The organism is Streptomyces sp. SID3212 (assembly GCF_009865405.1).
Taxonomy (GTDB): Bacteria; Actinomycetota; Actinomycetes; order Streptomycetales; family Streptomycetaceae; genus Streptomyces.
The window spans coordinates 48952-65087 of sequence record NZ_WWJY01000454.1; the positions used below are offsets into that span (position 1 = coordinate 48952).

Sequence of the window (16136 nt, forward strand, 5' to 3'; positions counted from 1 at the left end):
GTGCTGGGCTGTGCCATGTCCACGTCACCCTTGGACTCCGTACCGTTCCGTACCGTCACACCACGCCCGGCGACAGGCTCCGCAGCCGGTCCGTGAAGCGCTTGGCGATCTCCTGCGCGGTGGTCTCCGCGACCGCCTCCGGGCGGAAGGAGACCTCCACCCGCAGCCCGCCGCGCTCGTCGGGCCACAGTTCGGTGTGCAGTTCGAGCGGGAGGTCCAGATACGGCTGACGCAGGAACTCGGTCCGTACGCCGGCCAGTTCGAGCCGGGGGACCGCGTTGTCCTGGAGCGCGAACAGCGCCTGGTAGAGCGGCGGCCGGCCGGTGCGGGGCCGGCCCGTCAGGCTGAGGATCTCCCCGAGGGAGACGTCCTGCGCGGCGACGGCACGCGCGGTGATACGAGAGGTCTCGCGCGCGGCGTCCGTACCACCGCCCAGGGCGGCACCACGCAACCGCAGGCACAGCATGATGATGTGGCAGCCGACCACACCGTCGAGCCGCGCGCCGTCGCGCCGCGCCACGGGCACGCCGACGGCGAAGTCGCGCCGGCCGGTCACCTCCGCCAGGGCCGCGGCCCAGTTCGACAACAGCACCGCGAAGCGGGTGACGCCCGCCTCCCCGGCCAGGTCGTCCACGCCGGCCAGTACGGCGGACGACAGCGGCATGTCGACGCGGCCAGGCACTCCGGTCGCCGGCTCCGGAGGCGCGGCCGGCCACCGGAGATCCGGTACGCCGGTCAACTCGCCCCGTACGTACTCCTCATGGGCGGCCGACGCGGTCTGCCGCCGGTAGCGCGCGCGTTCCTGGTGGACCTCCGCCAGCGAGGGAGGCGGGGGCTCGGCCGTCCGCCCGCCGCCTTTCGCCGCGTCGTACGCCGCCGCGAGGTCGCGCGCGAGGACGGACTCCGACCAGCCGTCGAAGGCGATGTGGTGCACCACGACCCCGAACACCGAGGACCGCCCCCCGGCCACCGGGACCAGCACGGTGCGCCACAACACGCCCTGCTCCGGGTCCAGTTCACCGGAGAGCGTGGCACGCACCGCCGAGACGGCGCTGTCGACGGTGTGCGCGGGCGGCAGGATCTCGACGGGGGGCGGGGGAGCGTCCACGAGCAGCGCGTACGGCGCGGGGTCCAGGACGTACGCGGCACTCAGGGACTCGTGGCGCCGGTGGGTCTCGGCGACCGCCGTCTCCAGGGCCGCCGTGTCCAGGTCCCCCTCCACGAGCCAGGCCAGCACGCAGTGTGCCGTCAGGTCCGAGGGGGCGAGCAACTGCCGTGTCAGATAGACGGTTTGCAGGGAGGTGAGAGGGGTGTCGCCGCTCTCCGGCGGTGCCTCCGGCAGGTGGTCGGGCGGCGGGGTCGTGCGGAGCCAGTGGGCGAGCGCGGCGACGGTCGGCCGCTCGTAGAGCGTGGCGACCGGGACGGGGCGGCGGAGCCGCGCGGCCAGCCGGGCACAGACCCGGCCGGCGCCGAGCGAGGTGCCGCCCAGCGCGACGAAGGGTGTGCCGAGCGGGACATCCGCCCGCCCGAGCACGGCGGCGAACGTCTCGGCGACCGCGCGTACGGTCGGATCGGCGAGATCGGCGGGATCGGCGGGATCGGCGGGATCGGCGAAGTCAGCGGCATCAGTGAGATCGGTGAAGTCGGCGGTACCGGCCGCGCGGCCCGTGTCCTCCGTACGTACGATCCCCTCGCCGCCCTCGCCCGCGTCCGGCACCAGCCGCAGCAGTGCCCGTTCGTCCAGCTTCCCCCGGGCCGTCAGCGGAAAGGCGTCCACCGTGACCACCCGGGACGGCCGTTGGTACGAGACAAGAGCCCCGGCCAAGGCGGCCGTCGCGCCCTCCAGCGGATCCCCCGGCTCGACGGGCACACAGAACGCCACCAACTCCTGCGCCGTTCCCGAGGCGTCCTTCCTGGCCAGGACGCGACACGCCCGTACGGCCGGCAGGCACCGCTCCACCTGGCGCTCGACCTCGGCGGGCTCCACCCGGTGACCCCGGATCTTCACCTGCCGGTCGGCCCGCCCCCGGAAGTGCAGCAGCCCGTCCGCGCCCCACACCCCCAGGTCCCCCGTCCGGTAGACGCGCAGGGCCTCGCCGTCGATCGTCACCCGGGTGAACGCGGCCTCGGTGAGGGCCGGATCGCCGAGGTAGCGCAGCGCGAGGCCTTCCCCCGCGACACAGATCTCGCCCGTCTCGCCCACGGCGCACACCCGGGTGCCGTCCAGCACATGGACCCCCGTGCCGGGGACCGGGCGGCCCAGGGGAATTCCGCCGGGCAGGTCGCAGTCGGCCGGTGTGATGCGGTGGGTCGTGGCGAACACCGTGCTCTCGACCGGCCCGTAGCCGTTGAGCAGCACGATCCCCGGGTGCCTCAGCAGGAAGCGCCTGACGTGCGCGGTGGAGAGCCGCTCGCCGCCGATCATGACCTGGCGCACGCCCTCGAAGGCCGCCGGGTCCTCGTCGGTGATCATGTTGAAGAGGCTGCTGGTGAGCCAGACCGTGTCCGTCCCGTGGACCGACACCCCGGCCCGCAGGGCGGCGGGGGAGAGGTACGGGTCCTCGACGACCACCGATCGGCCCCCGTTGAGCAGGGCGGACCACAGCTCCAGCGAGAACGCGTCCCACGGCGGCGGGGCCGCGAGGGGCGTCACCGTACTGGCGCCGAAGTGCGCGAAGGTGTCCGGCGCGAAGAGGCGGGCCGTCGCGCGGTGGGGCGTCACCACTCCCTTGGGCCGGCCGGTCGTCCCCGACGTGAAGAAGACACACGCGGGGTCGGTGCCCGCGACCTCGGCGGCCCGGAAACCCGGCGGCGCCTCCACCGGCCGGGTGGGTGGTGTCCACACCGGCAGGCCGTGACCCTCGGGGGTCCCGGCGGCGGACCGGGCCACCACGAGGGGCGCCGCCAGATCGGCCATCGCCTCGCGCAGACGGCGCGCGGGCCACTCCGGGTCCAGTGGGGCGTAGGCCGCGCCCGCCTTGAGGACCGCGAGCAGCGCGACCACCAACTCCGGCCCCCTGGGCAGCAGAACGGGTACGAACGCGCCCGGCGCGACCCCGGCGGCCACCAGCTCGGCCGCCCAGGCGTCGGCGGTACGGTCCAACTCCCCGTACGTCATGCTCCGGCGGTCTCCCGCCAGGGCGACGGCGTCCGGGCGGGCCCGCGCCGTCCGTGCGAACGTCTCGTGCAGGCCTTCGTCGGAGGTGGCACCGGGGCGTCCCGCGGTCCATTTCGGGTCTGGTTGCACGCCGTCCCACTCCCCTGGATGCTGGCGGCGCACGGCCGGGAGGCCGTACGGGTGTCGATGGGTGAGGTGATAGGTTGTCACAATGTTGCCTAGCTTGGCAATGTCCGTCGTCGGAGGGTGGCGTCCTGTCCCGGCAGGATGAGGCCGTCCACCCCGCCCCTACCGAGGAGATACGCGTGTCATCGACCAGTACGGACGAAGTGCCCGTCGACGCGGCTCTCGTGCGCCGCCTGCTCGCGGCCCAGTTCCCGCAGTGGGCCGACCTGCCCCTGGCGACCATCCCCGTGCCCGGCATGGACAACGCGACGTTCCGGCTGGGCGACGGCATGTCCGTACGGCTGCCGCGCTTCCCGCGCTGGGCGGGACAGGTGGAGCGCGAGCACGAGTGGCTCCCGCGCATCGCGCCGCACCTCCCGCTGCCCGTCTCCGAGCCGCTGGCCATGGGCAAACCGGCCGAGGGCTATCCCTTCTCCTGGTCGGTCTACCGGTGGCTGCCCGGGGAGAACGCGTCGGGCGCCGCCCTCGTGGACCCGGCAGGCGCCGCCACCGAGCTGGCCGGCTTCGTCTCCGCCCTCCAGGCGGTCGACGCCACGGGCGCCCCGGGACCGCAGTGGAGCAACGCGTTCCGTGGTGTGCCGATGGGGGACGAGCGGGACTCCCTGGCCTCCGAGGCGCGTGTCCTGCCCAAGATCGAGGCCATGAAGGGCCTGGTCGACACCGACGCGCTCGCCGCTGTGTGGCAGGCGGCGCTGACGGCTCCCGCCTGGGCCGGGCCGCCGGTCTGGATCCACGGCGACCTCGGGACCGGGAACATCCTGCTGGCCGACGGCCGGCTGAACGCGGTCATCGACTTCGGGACGCTGGCCGCCGGCGATCCGGCCGTGGACCTGCTGCCCGCCTGGAACTTCCTGCCCGACGAGGTGCGCGGTGTCTACCGCGAGGCGCTCGGCGTGGACGACGCGACCTGGGCGCGCGGGCGGGGCTGGGCGCTGGCCGGCTCACTGCCCGTCCCCGACGACCCGTACTACCAGGACCCGGTACGGGCCGCCTCGGCGCTGCACGTCCTGGACCAACTGATCGCGGACCTCGGGTAGATACGTCTCGACGGGGTGGGCGACCCTGATCATTGCCTCACGCTTGCCTAGCTTGGCAATATTGTGCCAAGCTGGTCCCGCCTCCCCACGGGAGATCTCCGGCAGCCACGCGAGGAGCAGAGATGGGTCGCCCCAAGTTCAGTGTCGTGATCCCTTACAAACAACGCCTGGACAACATCAGGCTGGTGTTCGCCGCGCTGGCGGAACAGACCATGGACCGCTCCGAGTTCCAGGTCGTCGTCGGCGCGCTGGAGTACTCGCGGGAGTACGTCGCCACCTGCCGGGAGTTCATGGACCGGCTCGACATCGTCACGGTCATGTCGGACGAGAAGTGGAACCTGAGCCGCGCCAGGAACCTGGCGATCAAGCAGGCCACGGGGCAGGTGTACGTGTTCCTCGACGCGGACATGGTGCTGCCCCCCAACTGCCTGCGCAACTTGTACGACCGTCACTACGCGCACGGTCAGAGCATCTGCGTCGTGGGCCAGATGATCGGCTACGACGAGGTGGTCGACAGCCAGGTGGACGCGGTCGAGGCGCTGCCGTTCAGCCATTACCGCGAGGCGCTCGCCGTACTCGACGCGGGAACGACGGATGTCCTGGACGAACGCTGGTCGCCCGCCTACGAGTCGGCGATCGCCCGCTTCCCCTGGGTGTTCGCCCGGGGCGGCTTCCTCGCCCTGTCCGCCGATACGCTCCACCGCCACGGGCTCCTCTTCGACGAGGGCTTCGACGGATGGGGGCCCGAGGACCAGGAATGGGGATTCCGGGTCGCCTCGACCGGGACCCCGATCGTGCTGCGCGAGGACGTCGTGGGACTGCACCTGCCCCACGCGCGGGACCTCTCCGCCAACGGCGCCACGGCCCACGTCAACAACCGGTACTACCTCGGCAAGTGGCCCCGTCTCGACCTCGAACTGGCCCTCGTCTTCGGCTGGTTGGAGACCGACCGGATCTACCCGGAGGTGGAGCGCGAACTCGCCGCCGCCGCCGGGGGCGAAGGGCGCGCGCTCGGAGTCGTACGGGGCACGATCAACGGCAGGACCGGCCTGGTGGTCGGTGCCGTGACGGAGGGCGGGTCGCTCCGGCCCTCCCCGGAGACCGACGCGCTGTTCGACCCGCGCTCGCCGCTCGACGTGGTGCCGCTGGCCGGATTCGCCCTGCCCTACGGCGACAAGAGCGTCGAGGAGTGCCGCGTCCTGCCGGCGGTCACCACATTGAGCGAGCGGTACCGGGAGGCCGTCCTCCGCGAGGCCGAGCGCGTCGCGCACAAGGTCCTCACCCCGGCGGGCGGCGAACGGGGCTGACCGGAGCGCACCGTTGCCGGAGTGGGATCGTGGGTCCCGCTGTCGCGTCTCCCGCTGCCGCCCCCGGCGGCCGGACCAAGGAAGAGCCGGTTATGACCGCCGAACCCGAACCGACCCCCGACGTCTCCGCCGCCTCGCCCGCGTCCCCCACAGCGAAGGGCACCCGTCTGTCCTTCCTCCGCGAAGGCGCGATCGGCCGGCTCGTTGGGGTCACCGGAGCCGTCGGGGTGTCGGGCGCGATGGTCTCGACCTCGGCCAGTCTCTTCCTCGCCGACGAGGTGGGGGCGACCCCGCTGATGATCGGTCTGTTCTTCGCCGGACGGGCCGTCGGTGAGATCGGCGTCGACCTCGTGATCGGTGTGCTCTCCGACCGGGTACGGGACCGCAGGCGCCTGCTGGCCCTGTGCACCCTCCTCTTCGCGATCGGGGGGCTGTCCTACGCCGGTCTGCGCGACTACTACCTGCTGCTGGCAGCCGGGGTGTGCTGCTTCGGCATCGGCAGTACGAGCTTCGCCCAACTCTTCGCGTACAGCAGGCAACTGGCCGACTCGCGCGGCCAGGGCGCGGCCTTCTTCACCGGCTTCCTCCGCTCGATCACCTCGCTGTCCTGGGTGATCGGGCCCCCGCTCGCCTTCACCCTGATCGCCCGGCAGGGCTTCACCGCGATGTACCTGGCCGCCGCCGCGCTGTCGCTGGTCGCCTCGGCGCTGAGCCGGTGGGGCCTGCCGTCGGCCTCGCGGCCGGCGCCGGCCGACAGCACGACCGGCGGCACGACCGACAGCACGACCGGCGGTGGGTCCGCCGCGAACGCCCCTTCCACCCGTAACCCGTTCGCCGGACTCGACCGGGGAACGGCGGCCCTCCTCACGGCCGTTGTGCTGCTGCTGACGGCCAACATGATGTACCAGATCAACCTGGCCCTCTTTGTCACCCGCGACCTCGGCCTCGGCCAGGGCTTCGTCGGATGGCTCCTCGGGCTGAGCGCCGCGCTGGAGATCCCCGCCCTGGTGTGGGTGGGGGCCCGGTCCGAGAAGCTCGGCAAGCGCCGCCTGGTCGTCGCGGCCTCGGCGCTGGCCACCGTCTTCTTCTGCCTGCTGCCCCTCGCGTCAGGCCGGACCGCCCTGCTCCTGCTCCAGGTCCCCAACGCGCTCTGGACCGCCGTGGTCCTGAGCATCCCCGTCGTCATCCTCCAGGACCGCCTGCCCTCCCGGCTGGGCGTGGCCTCGTCCCTCTACTCCAGCGCGTTCAAGACCGGCACCCTGCTCGGCGGCCTGGTCACCGGGACGGTGGCCACCTGGACGGGGTACACCCAGGTCTTCTGGGTCTGCGCCGCCCTGACCGGACTGGCCGCGGTGCTCCTCGCCGCCGGCGCGGGCGGGACCGGGCCCACCGACTGACGGTCGCGCGCGACACCTCCGTACCCCTGTACCTCCGTACCTCCGCACGATCACACCGATCACACCGACACACTCCTCACAGAAGGGCACCACCATGCTTTCTTTCAGCGCTCTCACCCGCCTCGGCACCCGGCGTCCCGGCCGGTCCGGCGCCCTGACCGCCACGGCCGCCGCCGCCCTCCTCCTCGCGGCGGGTGCCGGTACGGTCCAGGCGGCCCCGGCGGGCCAGGGGGCGGCCCTGGCCGGCTCCTGCGAGTTCAGCAACACGCTCTGCCTGTTCGAGGGGGCCGGCTACGCCGGTGCCCGGTTCACGGTCCAGGCTCTCCCCCCGGCGACGAGCGCCTGCGTGAGCCTCGCGGAACACGGCTGGGCCGGCCGCGCCTTCTCGGCCGTGAACACCAACTCCCGGGCCGCGACGCTCTACGCGGGCGAGAACTGCACGGGCGCCTCGCTCAACGTCGCGGGAAGCCTCAGCCCCCTCACGGTCAGCGCGGTGAGCGTACGGGTCTACTGACCCCCGTCACCTGAATCTCCGTTACCTGGATCCCCGTCGCCTGAATACGGTGCGGGCCACGGTCCGGCTCGGCCCGGACCGTGGCCCGCGCACGTCCTTCACGCCGTGTCGCCCTGCTCGTCCGCGCGGGGCGGCTCCGAGGCGCCGGGATGGCTGAAGGTGGCGATCAGCCGCGGCGAACTGCCTCCCACCAGCTCCCACGCCCTGCTGATCCCCATGATGAACATGAAGATCACCAGAATGGCGTGGGTCTTCACGTGCGTGGCGTCGGACGCGGTGCCGTTGATCTGGAGGGCGCTCACCAGCTGGATCGTGTAGAGGGCGAGGAAAGCGCTGATCAGCAGCGCCCAGCGGAACAGGGGGTGGGCCGGGTCCCGCAGGACCCCCGCCCGCAGCCCGGTCACCGCGAGCGCGGCGGTCGACAGGATCCCCGCGACCGCCATGATCGACGAGCCCGTACCGAGGTTGTCGCCGGGCATCAGCGCCACCATGGACACCACGAGCGCGTCCAGGAAGGCCGACATCGCGGTGGCCGCCTTGAGCCGTTCCTTGTGGTGCTCCGACTTGCCGGTGACCGCCTTCGGGGTCACGGAGATCGCGACGAACAACAGGCCGATCAATGCCCCGACGGCACTCGCCGAACCGAGGAAGAAATCGTGATAATTCTCGCCTACCATGATCGCGGAGTGTACAGGGAGCCGGAAATCACCCCGTTCCGCCGCCGGCCACCCGCGGCCCCGCTCCCCAGGTGGCGCGGGACCGGCGGTGGTGTACTGGATCCATGGAAAGAGCTGCTTCCGGTGCCGCCGCGGTCGCGGGCATCGCCCATGGCTCCGCGGTGGCGATCGGCGGCGAGGACGCCGAGACCCTGCCGTGGGCGCTGGTCGACGCGGTCCGGGAGGCCGGGCTGAGCGGTCTGCACGTGGTGTGTTCCGAGGCCGTGCTGCTCAGCGAACCCGTACGCACCCTGCTGGCGGCCGGTGGCGTGGCCCGCCTGACCTGCGCCGGGGACGGCGGGCGGGCGGGAGGGCTCACGGGGGAGATCACCGTACGGTGGCTGCCTCCGGCGGACCTGAACGAGCGGCTGGAGGCGGCGGACGCCAGCATCCCCGCCTTTCTCGCCCCGATCGCCCCGGACGGCACGGGCGGCACCGACGACGACGACCCGTCGCGGCCCTCCCAGGGGCGCGCGAAGTTCCGGCGCGAGGAGGCGCTGCGCTGTGACGCGGCGCTGATCAGGGCCGTACGGGTGGACGGCGCGGGCAACCTCGTCCTCGGCTCCGGGCCGACGGGGACCGACGCCAGGATGGCCAAGGCCGGGGGTCTGACCCTGGTCCAGACGCACGCGATGGACAAGCAGCCGCTGCACAGCTCCGAGGTCGACGTCCCGGGCATCCACGTGGACCGCGTCCTCCCGGCGGCCCACGGTCGGCCGTAGGGCGTTGCTCCCCGCTCGGCGGGCGACGGCGCGTCATCATCCTCGGAGGGAGGGGCCGGCCGTACGAACCTGAGGAGCGTCAGTGGACAGTCGAAGAGTGCTCGGGACCGGCGTGGCGGGAGCGCTGGTCGTCGCGCTGGCCGCGGGCTGCTCGTCGTCGGACAACGACGGCGGCAGCGGGGACTCGTCCACGTCCGTCCTCACGGGTGAGCCGGGCGGCGCGGGCCGCGTGCTCGCCGTGAAGGTGGACAACGTGGCGGCGGCCCGCCCGCAGGTCGGTCTCAACAGCGCGGACCTCGTGTACGGCATCGAGGTGGAGGGCGGGCTCTCGCGGCTCATGGCCGTCTTCGACAGCGACCATCTGCCGGACACGATCGGTCCGGTACGGAGCGCCCGCGAGACCGATCTCCAGATCCTCGCCGAGTACAACCGGCCGGCCCTCGCGTTCTCCGGGGCGCAGAGCCAGTTGCTGCCCGTGCTGGAGGATTCGGACATCGTCGCCAGGACGGGGACGAGCGCCTTCTTCCGGGACCGCGACCGGCCCGCCCCGCACAACGAGTTCATCCATCCCAAGGGCCTCACGGACGGCGCGGGCGAGGCGAAGGACATCGGGCTGCGCTTCTCCGCGAAGACGCCGTCCGGCGGGACGGCCAACACCACGACCACGGCGTCGATGCCGCACTCCCGCTTCACCTTCACCTGGAACGGGTCGCGGTACACGGTCGCCCTCGACGGTACGAAGTCCCCCTGGACGGCCGACAACGTGATCGTGCAGCGCGTGAAGGTCAAGGAGTCGCGCTTCCGGAGCCGTACCGGATTTGTGCCGTTCTCCGAGACCGTGGGCAGCGGCTCCGGTGTGGTGCTGCGCGACGGCCGGTCGTACACCGTGCGGTGGAGCAGGCCCTCGGAGGGCGCGGGCACGACCTACACGCGGGACGGCGGGTCAGGGAGCGGTACGACGATGCGGCTGCGTCCCGGCAGGACGTGGATCGTCCTGGAACCGGCCTGACCTGTCCGTCCTCGACCGGCCTGACCTGTCCGTCCTCGAACCGGCCCGGCCCGCCCGCCACTTGACGCTCCGTACCGCCGGAAAGCGGTGGCCGAAGACCGTACCTTGACGGGTTCATGCCAGGGTCCCACGATGCGTCGCATGGGGAGACCCCCAGACTTCCCCCGCGAGCAGGAGAGAGCATGCGACTACGCATCCACGGCGGAAAGACCGCCAGAAGGACCGCCACCCTCGCGGCGTTGGTGGCGCTCGCCGTCGCGGCGCCGCTCACCGCCACCGCCACGTCCTCCGGCGCGCCCGGCGCGAAGGACCTCGCGTCGGCCGCCGCCACCGAGGAGGTGATCCGGCAGTACACCATCAACGGTCCCTCCACCGTCGCCGACCGGACCGCCCTCCTCGCGACCGGAGTGTCGATCGACGAGGTCGGCGACCACACGGTGGTCGTCAGCGCCGACACCACCCAGGCCAAGCGCCTCCGCGCCCTCGGCCACCGGCTCACCGCGCTTCCCGCGCCGCCCGCCAGGAACAACGGCAAGTCGGCCGTCGCGCCCTTCGACTTCCCCTCCGCGGACTCCCGCTACCACAACTACGCGGAGATGAACACGGAGATCGACCAGCGGATCCAGCAGTACCCGAACCTCATGTCCAAGCGGGTGATCGGCAGGACCTACGAGGGCCGGAACATCATCGCCGTCAAGATCAGCGACAACGTCGCGACGGACGAGGCCGAGCCCGAGATCCTGTTCACCCACCACCAGCACGCCCGTGAACACCTCACGGTCGAGATGGCGTTGTACCTGATACGGGAGCTGGGCGCCGGGTACGGCTCCGACTCGCGCGTCACGAGCGCCGTCAACAACCGCGAGATCTGGATCGTGCCGGACCTCAACCCGGACGGCGGCGAGTACGACGTGGCCTCCGGCTCGTACCGCAGCTGGCGCAAGAACCGCCAGCCCAACACCGGTTCGACGGCGATCGGCACCGACCTCAACCGCAACTGGGACTACAAGTTCGGCTGCTGCGGCGGCTCTTCGGGCACGGCCAGCTCCGAGACGTACCGCGGCCGCGCCGCCGAGTCCGCCCCCGAGGTCAAGGTCGTCGCCGACTTCGTCCGTTCGCGGGTGGTCGGAGGCAAGCAGCAGATCAAGGCGGCCATCGACTTCCACACGTACAGCCAGCTGGTGCTCTGGCCGTTCGGCTGGACCAACGCCGACACCGCGCCGGGACTGACCCAGGACGACCGGGACGCCTTCGCCGCCGTCGGCCGGAAGATGGGCGCGAGCAACGGGTACACGGCGGAGCAGTCGAGCGACCTCTACATCACGGACGGCTCGATCGACGACTGGCTGTGGGGCACCCAGAAGATCTTCAGCTACACCTTCGAGATGTACCCGGCCGGCTCCTCGGGCGGCGGCTTCTACCCGCCCGACGAGGTGATCGAACGCGAGACGTCCCGCAACCGCGACGCGGTGCTCCAACTCGTCGAGAACGCCGACTGCATGTATCGCTCCATCGGCAAACAGGCCCAGTACTGCGCCTGACCGAGGACCGATCCGTACCTGATCCGTACGTGATCCGCGCCTGATCCACCCCTGTTCCCCGGCCGCCGCGCCACGGTCTCTCCCCGCCGTGTCGCGGCGGCCGCGTGCGTCCTCGCTCAGGGCGGTTCTATGGCGAAGCGGTGTTTTTTACATGTACCCCATGTGACGAAAACGTGTTTCAGGCGTGACGGATGATGTCGGACATGTGTTCTTGCGCAGGTCAGAGGCGCGTGGAATAGTCCGGCACCGCGTCTCGTGGCTGTGGGGTGGGGATGAGCAGCTGAGAGTGACGGGGGAAGCGGGGGCTTTTTCGCGTGCCGTACGGCGGTGCGCGCCCGGCTGCCTGTCGCCGAGTCCGACCCCCGCCCCCGGCCGGACGCGGGGACTCGCCGTCCCGTACGGAGCGGCGATTCCCTGACCGGTTGTCAGAGGTTCGCCGGCCCGGCCGGCCGGGCGGACCGCACAGGGGTGGGGGAGAACGATGTCGTTTGCGGGTGGACGCATGGGCAGGGGGGTGGCGGCCTTCGGGCTCGCCGCCGTCCTATCCGTGCCGGTTCAGGAAGCGACGGCGGGGCCGCCGGCCGCCACCGCCGCGGTCTGCGCGGGGACGGCACAGTCCGACTTCAACGGCGACGGGATCCGCGACATCGCCGTCGCCGACCCGGAGGCCACCGTCTCCGGCAAGGAACGCGCCGGACAGATCCATGTCGTGTACGGCGGTGGCAAGGGCACCTTCGTCCTGTCGCAGGACTCGCCCAACGTCTCCGACAGCGCGGAGGCCGGGGACCAGTTCGGCTTCTCGTTCGCCGTGTACGACGCCAACCTCGACGGGTGCAGCGACATCGCGGTGGGGATCCCGTACGAGGACATCAACCTGCCCGACAGGACCGTCAGGGACGCCGGACTCGTCCACCTCGTCTACGGCTCGCCGACCGGCGTGGCCTCGCCCACCCTCGGCACCCTCGGCTTCCGGCAGGGCGCCGACGGCAAGCTCGGCGGCGGATACGAGGCGGACGACTGGGTCGGGTACGCCGTCGCCGCCGGGAAGTCCACGACCAACAACCCCTTCCTCGTGATCGGCGCGCCCGGTGAGGACGGCGGCGAGGGCGCCGACATGGGGATGTTCCACTACGTCTCCGGCACCCAGTACGTGGTCGCGAACGTCGCGCAGGACTCCCCGGGCGTCTGGGAGGAGCCCGAACCGAACGACCGCTTCGGCGCCACGATCGCCGCCACCGACCGGCACTTCGTGGTCGGCGCGCCCGGCGAGTCCATCGCCACCGCGACCAGCAACCTCGAATTCGCCGGCGGGGTGATCGCCTTCCGGCCCTCGATCAACACCGACGGCATCCCCGACCCGCTGTTCGGCATGGGTCAGGGACGTACCGGCACGGCCGACACCGCGGCCCAGTCCGGCGACCAGTACGGCTCCGCCCTGGCCATGGCGCCCTACCGGCCCGCGGGCGCCGCCACCATCACCGACTCGGTCCTCGCCGTCGGCGTCCCGGGCGAGGACCTGTCCACCACCGTCGACGCCGGGGCGGTGCACACGTACCACATCAAGGCCGACGGCACCGTCCAGGCCCTCGCGTGGGTCGACCAGAACCAGCCGGGAGTCGACGGGGAGGCGGAGGCCGGCGACTTCTTCGGACAGCGGATCGCCGCCGTCAACACCACGACCAACGTGGTCAGTACGGCCGCCACGATGCGCTTCGCGGTGGGCGTACCGGGTGAGGAGTCCACCGAGGAGTACCGGGACGAGGGCGGGGTGCAGCTCTTCTCCCTGCTCGGTGAGCCCGGCGCGGCCGACAGCTGGATCTCACCCGGCAACGGGATCCCGGGCGAGCGGGCGCCCGTGACGCTCGCGGGGATGGGCCTCGGCGCCGCACCGGACGCGCTCTACGTGGGAGTCCCGTACGGGCCCGCCGCGTCGAGAGCCGTCCACGCCTTCGCCTGGAACACCCCCGACGGCGGGGCGCCCGGCCGGAGCTGGAAGCCGGGCGAGGGCGGGATCCCGGCGGAGAACGTCGCGTTCGGGGCCTCGGCGCGCTGACGCCGCGGGGCATTTCAGGACGCCGGCGCGCCGACAGCGCCGGCGGTACACGCGGGACATGGGGAGGAACGACCACGTGACCACATCACCACGCGTGCCACCGGGCACGCCGCGAAGACGCACGGCGTGGGGCGCCGGCGCGGCCGTACTGACGGCGCTCGTGTTCGGCTTCGGGCCCGCCGCGCCCCTGACGGCCACCGCCGCCGTGACCGCCGGGTGTTCGGGGGTGGACTCCGACTTCAACGGGGACGGCGTACGGGACACGGTGATCGCCGACCCCGAGGCGACCGTCGCGGGCCGCCCGCGGGCCGGGCTCGTCCGGATCGTCCTCGGCGGGGGCGCGGGCTCCCTGGAGCTGTCGCAGGAGTCGGCCGGAGTGCCGGGCGCCGCCGAGGACGACGACCAGTACGGCTTCGCCCTTGCCGTGTACGACGCCGACGCCGACGGGTGCAGCGACCTCGCCGTCGGCATCCCGTACGAGGACCTGGAAACCGGCACCGCCGACACGGGCCTCGTCCAGATCAACTACGGTTCCCCGGCCGGTCTCGGCGGGGGCAAGGCCGTCAGGGAGCACCGGCAGGGCGAGGGCTGGTCCCTCGCCGGGGCCGCCGAGGCGGGCGACTGGACGGGCTACGCGCTGGCCGGCGGCAAGACCGCGGCGGGTACCTCGTACCTGCTGATCGGCGCCCCCGGCGAGTCGATCGGCACGGTCGAGGACGCGGGCGGCTTCTTCTACGTCTCCGCCAACGGGGCGACCGCCGGCGGGACCAACCAGGACTCCGTCACGGCGGGCGACGTGTCCGGTGTGGCCGAAATCGACGACCGGTTCGGCTCGTCGATCGCCGCGACCCCCACCCATATCGCCGTCGGCGCCCCGGGTGAGGCGATCGGGACCAAGACCTTCGCCGGAGGCACCGCCGTCTTCAGCCACACACTGGTGTCGGGCGTGCCCAAGCCGCTGCTCGGCCTGGCCCAGGACCAGGACGTCATCTCCGGCGCCGAGGAGGTGGGCGACGGCTTCGGCACGTCGCTCGCCATGGTCCCGTACCGCCCCACGGGCGCCACGTCCACCACCGAGTCCCTGCTCGCCGTCGGCGTTCCGGGCGAGGATCTCTCCACGACCGTCGACGCGGGAGCCGTGCACGTCTTCCGCATCACCGCGTCGGGGACGTTCACCCAGACCGCGTGGATCGACCAGGACACGGAAGGGGTGGACCAGGAGTCCGACGCGGGCGACTTCTTCGGGCAGCGCCTCGCGGCGGTCAACTCCTCGCCGAACACGGTCGCTTCGGGCACCACGACCCGGCTGGCCGTCGGGGTGCCCGGCGAGGAGTCCTCGGAGGAGCACCCGGAGAAGGGCGGGGTGCAGATCTTCCCGCTCGTCGGTTCACCCGGCACCTCCGACCACTGGATCGACCCCGGGTACGGCATCCCGGGCATCCCCGCTCCCCGGCAGCTCGCCGGACTGAGCCTCGGGGCGACCCCCGCCTCGCTGTACATCGGCATGCCGTACGGCCCCGCCGAGGGCCACGCCGTCCACGCGTTCTCCTGGAACGTGGAGTCGGGCGGCGCCCCCACGGCGACCTTCAAGCCCGGCGAGGGCGGAATCCCCGCTGGTGACGTGGCCTTCGGCGCGGTGACCCGGTGACGAACGAGAGGAAGAGCGGACACGTGTCCGGACGAATACGACGCGGCCCGGTGCTGCGTGGCGCGGTCGCCGCGGTGGCCGCCGGAGCCGTACTGACCGGGGGCTTCAACGCCCTGCCCGGAGATCCCGCCGACGGCGGCCGGGCCGACCGGGCGACGGTCGCCTCCGGCAAGCCGGTCCAGACCGAGCACGAAGCGCTCACGGCTGCCGCCAGGTCCGGTGAGAAGGTCGAGATCCTCGCCATGCGCACCGAGCGCCGCGAGATCTACGCCGAGCCCGACGGGACCTTCACGGCACGGGAGTTCACGGATCCCGTCCGCACGTTCCAGGACGGTTCCTGGGTCGACATCGACACCACGCTGGTACGGCACGGCGACGGCACCGTGGCCCCGAAGGCGACCGCCGTCGGGCTGTCGTTCTCCGGCGGCGAGCCGGGCAGGCCCTTCGCCACCCTGAACCAGGCAGGCCGGGAACTCGCGCTGACCTGGCCGTACGGCGAGCTGTCCGCGCCTGTCCTGGACGGCGCGAGCGCCACGTACAAGGACGCGCTGCCCGGGGTCGACCTGACCGTACGGGCCGAGGCGGACGGATTTGGGCACCTCCTCGTCGTCAACACTCCCGAGGCCGCGGCCGATCCGAGGCTGGCCAAGCTCGAACTCGGGCTGGACACCGACGGCCTCACGGTCACGGAGACCACCTCCGGCGCGCTCAAGGCCGAGGACGCCGCCGTCGGCGGGACCGTCTTCGAGGCGGGCAAGCCGGCCATGTGGGATTCGGCCGCCGTCAAGGAGGCCGAGTCGGGACCACAGGGCCCTGCCGCTGTGTCCAAGGCCCTGACCAGGGCCGCTGTCGCCGCCGACCCGGCGCCGTCCGCGGCGCCCGAACCCG

Annotated in this window: 11 protein-coding genes and 1 pseudogene; 10 read left to right on the plus strand and 2 right to left on the minus strand. The window is 72.4% G+C overall.

Annotation, left to right across the window (positions count from 1 at the left end; genetic code table 11):
* Window positions 1-55: 55 nt before the first annotated feature.
* Window positions 56-3247, minus strand: coding sequence for a non-ribosomal peptide synthetase (locus GT042_RS13335; RefSeq protein ID WP_161308909.1), 3192 nt, complete (start codon window positions 3245-3247; stop codon window positions 56-58).
* 176 nt (window positions 3248-3423) lie between these two features.
* Between GT042_RS13335 and GT042_RS13340 the strand changes: the two genes are divergently transcribed.
* From GT042_RS13340 to GT042_RS13355, 4 genes are all read left to right on the plus strand, one after another.
* On the plus strand, window positions 3424-4341 hold the full coding sequence (locus tag GT042_RS13340; protein WP_345943762.1) for an aminoglycoside phosphotransferase family protein: 918 nt from the start codon (window positions 3424-3426) through the stop codon (window positions 4339-4341).
* Window positions 4342-4463: 122 nt separating this feature from the next.
* The gene (locus GT042_RS13345) at window positions 4464-5648 is read left to right on the plus strand and encodes a glycosyltransferase (protein WP_161308910.1); all 1185 of its coding nucleotides are present in this window, start codon (window positions 4464-4466) and stop codon (window positions 5646-5648) included.
* Window positions 5649-5740: 92 nt separating this feature from the next.
* Window positions 5741-7045: an MFS transporter gene (locus GT042_RS13350; RefSeq protein WP_161308911.1), complete on the plus strand. Its 1305-nt coding sequence runs from the start codon at window positions 5741-5743 to the stop codon at window positions 7043-7045.
* A 94-nt stretch (window positions 7046-7139) separates the two neighbouring features.
* Entirely contained in the window at window positions 7140-7559 is a 420-nt protein-coding gene (locus GT042_RS13355; RefSeq protein WP_161308912.1) for a peptidase inhibitor family I36 protein, read from the plus strand.
* 98 nt (window positions 7560-7657) lie between these two features.
* Here the strand turns inward: GT042_RS13355 and GT042_RS13360 are convergent, their stop codons facing one another.
* A complete protein-coding gene (locus GT042_RS13360; protein WP_161308913.1) occupies window positions 7658-8236 on the minus strand; it encodes a hypothetical protein in 579 nt (192 codons plus the stop codon).
* 104 nt (window positions 8237-8340) lie between these two features.
* Between GT042_RS13360 and GT042_RS13365 the strand changes: the two genes are divergently transcribed.
* The 6 genes and pseudogenes from GT042_RS13365 to GT042_RS13390 all read left to right on the plus strand — a co-directional run.
* Window positions 8341-8997 (plus strand): CoA-transferase, encoded by a 657-nt coding sequence (locus GT042_RS13365; protein ID WP_161308914.1) that lies wholly within the window; start codon window positions 8341-8343, stop codon window positions 8995-8997.
* An 82-nt stretch (window positions 8998-9079) separates the two neighbouring features.
* On the plus strand, window positions 9080-10006 hold the full coding sequence (locus tag GT042_RS13370) for a DUF3048 domain-containing protein (RefSeq protein ID WP_161308915.1): 927 nt from the start codon (window positions 9080-9082) through the stop codon (window positions 10004-10006).
* A 182-nt stretch (window positions 10007-10188) separates the two neighbouring features.
* Window positions 10189-11547: a M14 family metallopeptidase gene (locus GT042_RS13375; protein WP_161308916.1), complete on the plus strand. Its 1359-nt coding sequence runs from the start codon at window positions 10189-10191 to the stop codon at window positions 11545-11547.
* A gap of 502 nt (window positions 11548-12049) precedes the next feature.
* On the plus strand, window positions 12050-13600 hold the full coding sequence (locus GT042_RS13380) for a VCBS repeat-containing protein (RefSeq protein WP_237530761.1): 1551 nt from the start codon (window positions 12050-12052) through the stop codon (window positions 13598-13600).
* Between the two features lie 76 nt (window positions 13601-13676).
* Window positions 13677-15248 (plus strand): VCBS repeat-containing protein, encoded by a 1572-nt coding sequence (locus tag GT042_RS13385; protein ID WP_345943763.1) that lies wholly within the window; start codon window positions 13677-13679, stop codon window positions 15246-15248.
* Window positions 15249-15271: 23 nt separating this feature from the next.
* Window positions 15272-16136: pseudogene (locus tag GT042_RS13390) on the plus strand (LamG domain-containing protein); the annotation flags it as partial.

Coding starts and splice junctions, on each gene's coding strand:
- GT042_RS13345 (WP_161308910.1), top strand. CDS start 4,464: ATGGGTCGCCCCAAGTTCAGTGTCGTGATCCCTTACAAACAACGCCTG.
- GT042_RS13350 (WP_161308911.1), top strand. CDS start 5,741: ATGACCGCCGAACCCGAACCGACCCCCGACGTCTCCGCCGCCTCGCCC.
- GT042_RS13355 (WP_161308912.1), top strand. CDS start 7,140: ATGCTTTCTTTCAGCGCTCTCACCCGCCTCGGCACCCGGCGTCCCGGC.
- GT042_RS13360 (WP_161308913.1), bottom strand. CDS start 8,236: ATGGTAGGCGAGAATTATCACGATTTCTTCCTCGGTTCGGCGAGTGCC.
- GT042_RS13365 (WP_161308914.1), top strand. CDS start 8,341: ATGGAAAGAGCTGCTTCCGGTGCCGCCGCGGTCGCGGGCATCGCCCAT.
- GT042_RS13375 (WP_161308916.1), top strand. CDS start 10,189: ATGCGACTACGCATCCACGGCGGAAAGACCGCCAGAAGGACCGCCACC.
- GT042_RS13380 (WP_237530761.1), top strand. CDS start 12,050: ATGGGCAGGGGGGTGGCGGCCTTCGGGCTCGCCGCCGTCCTATCCGTG.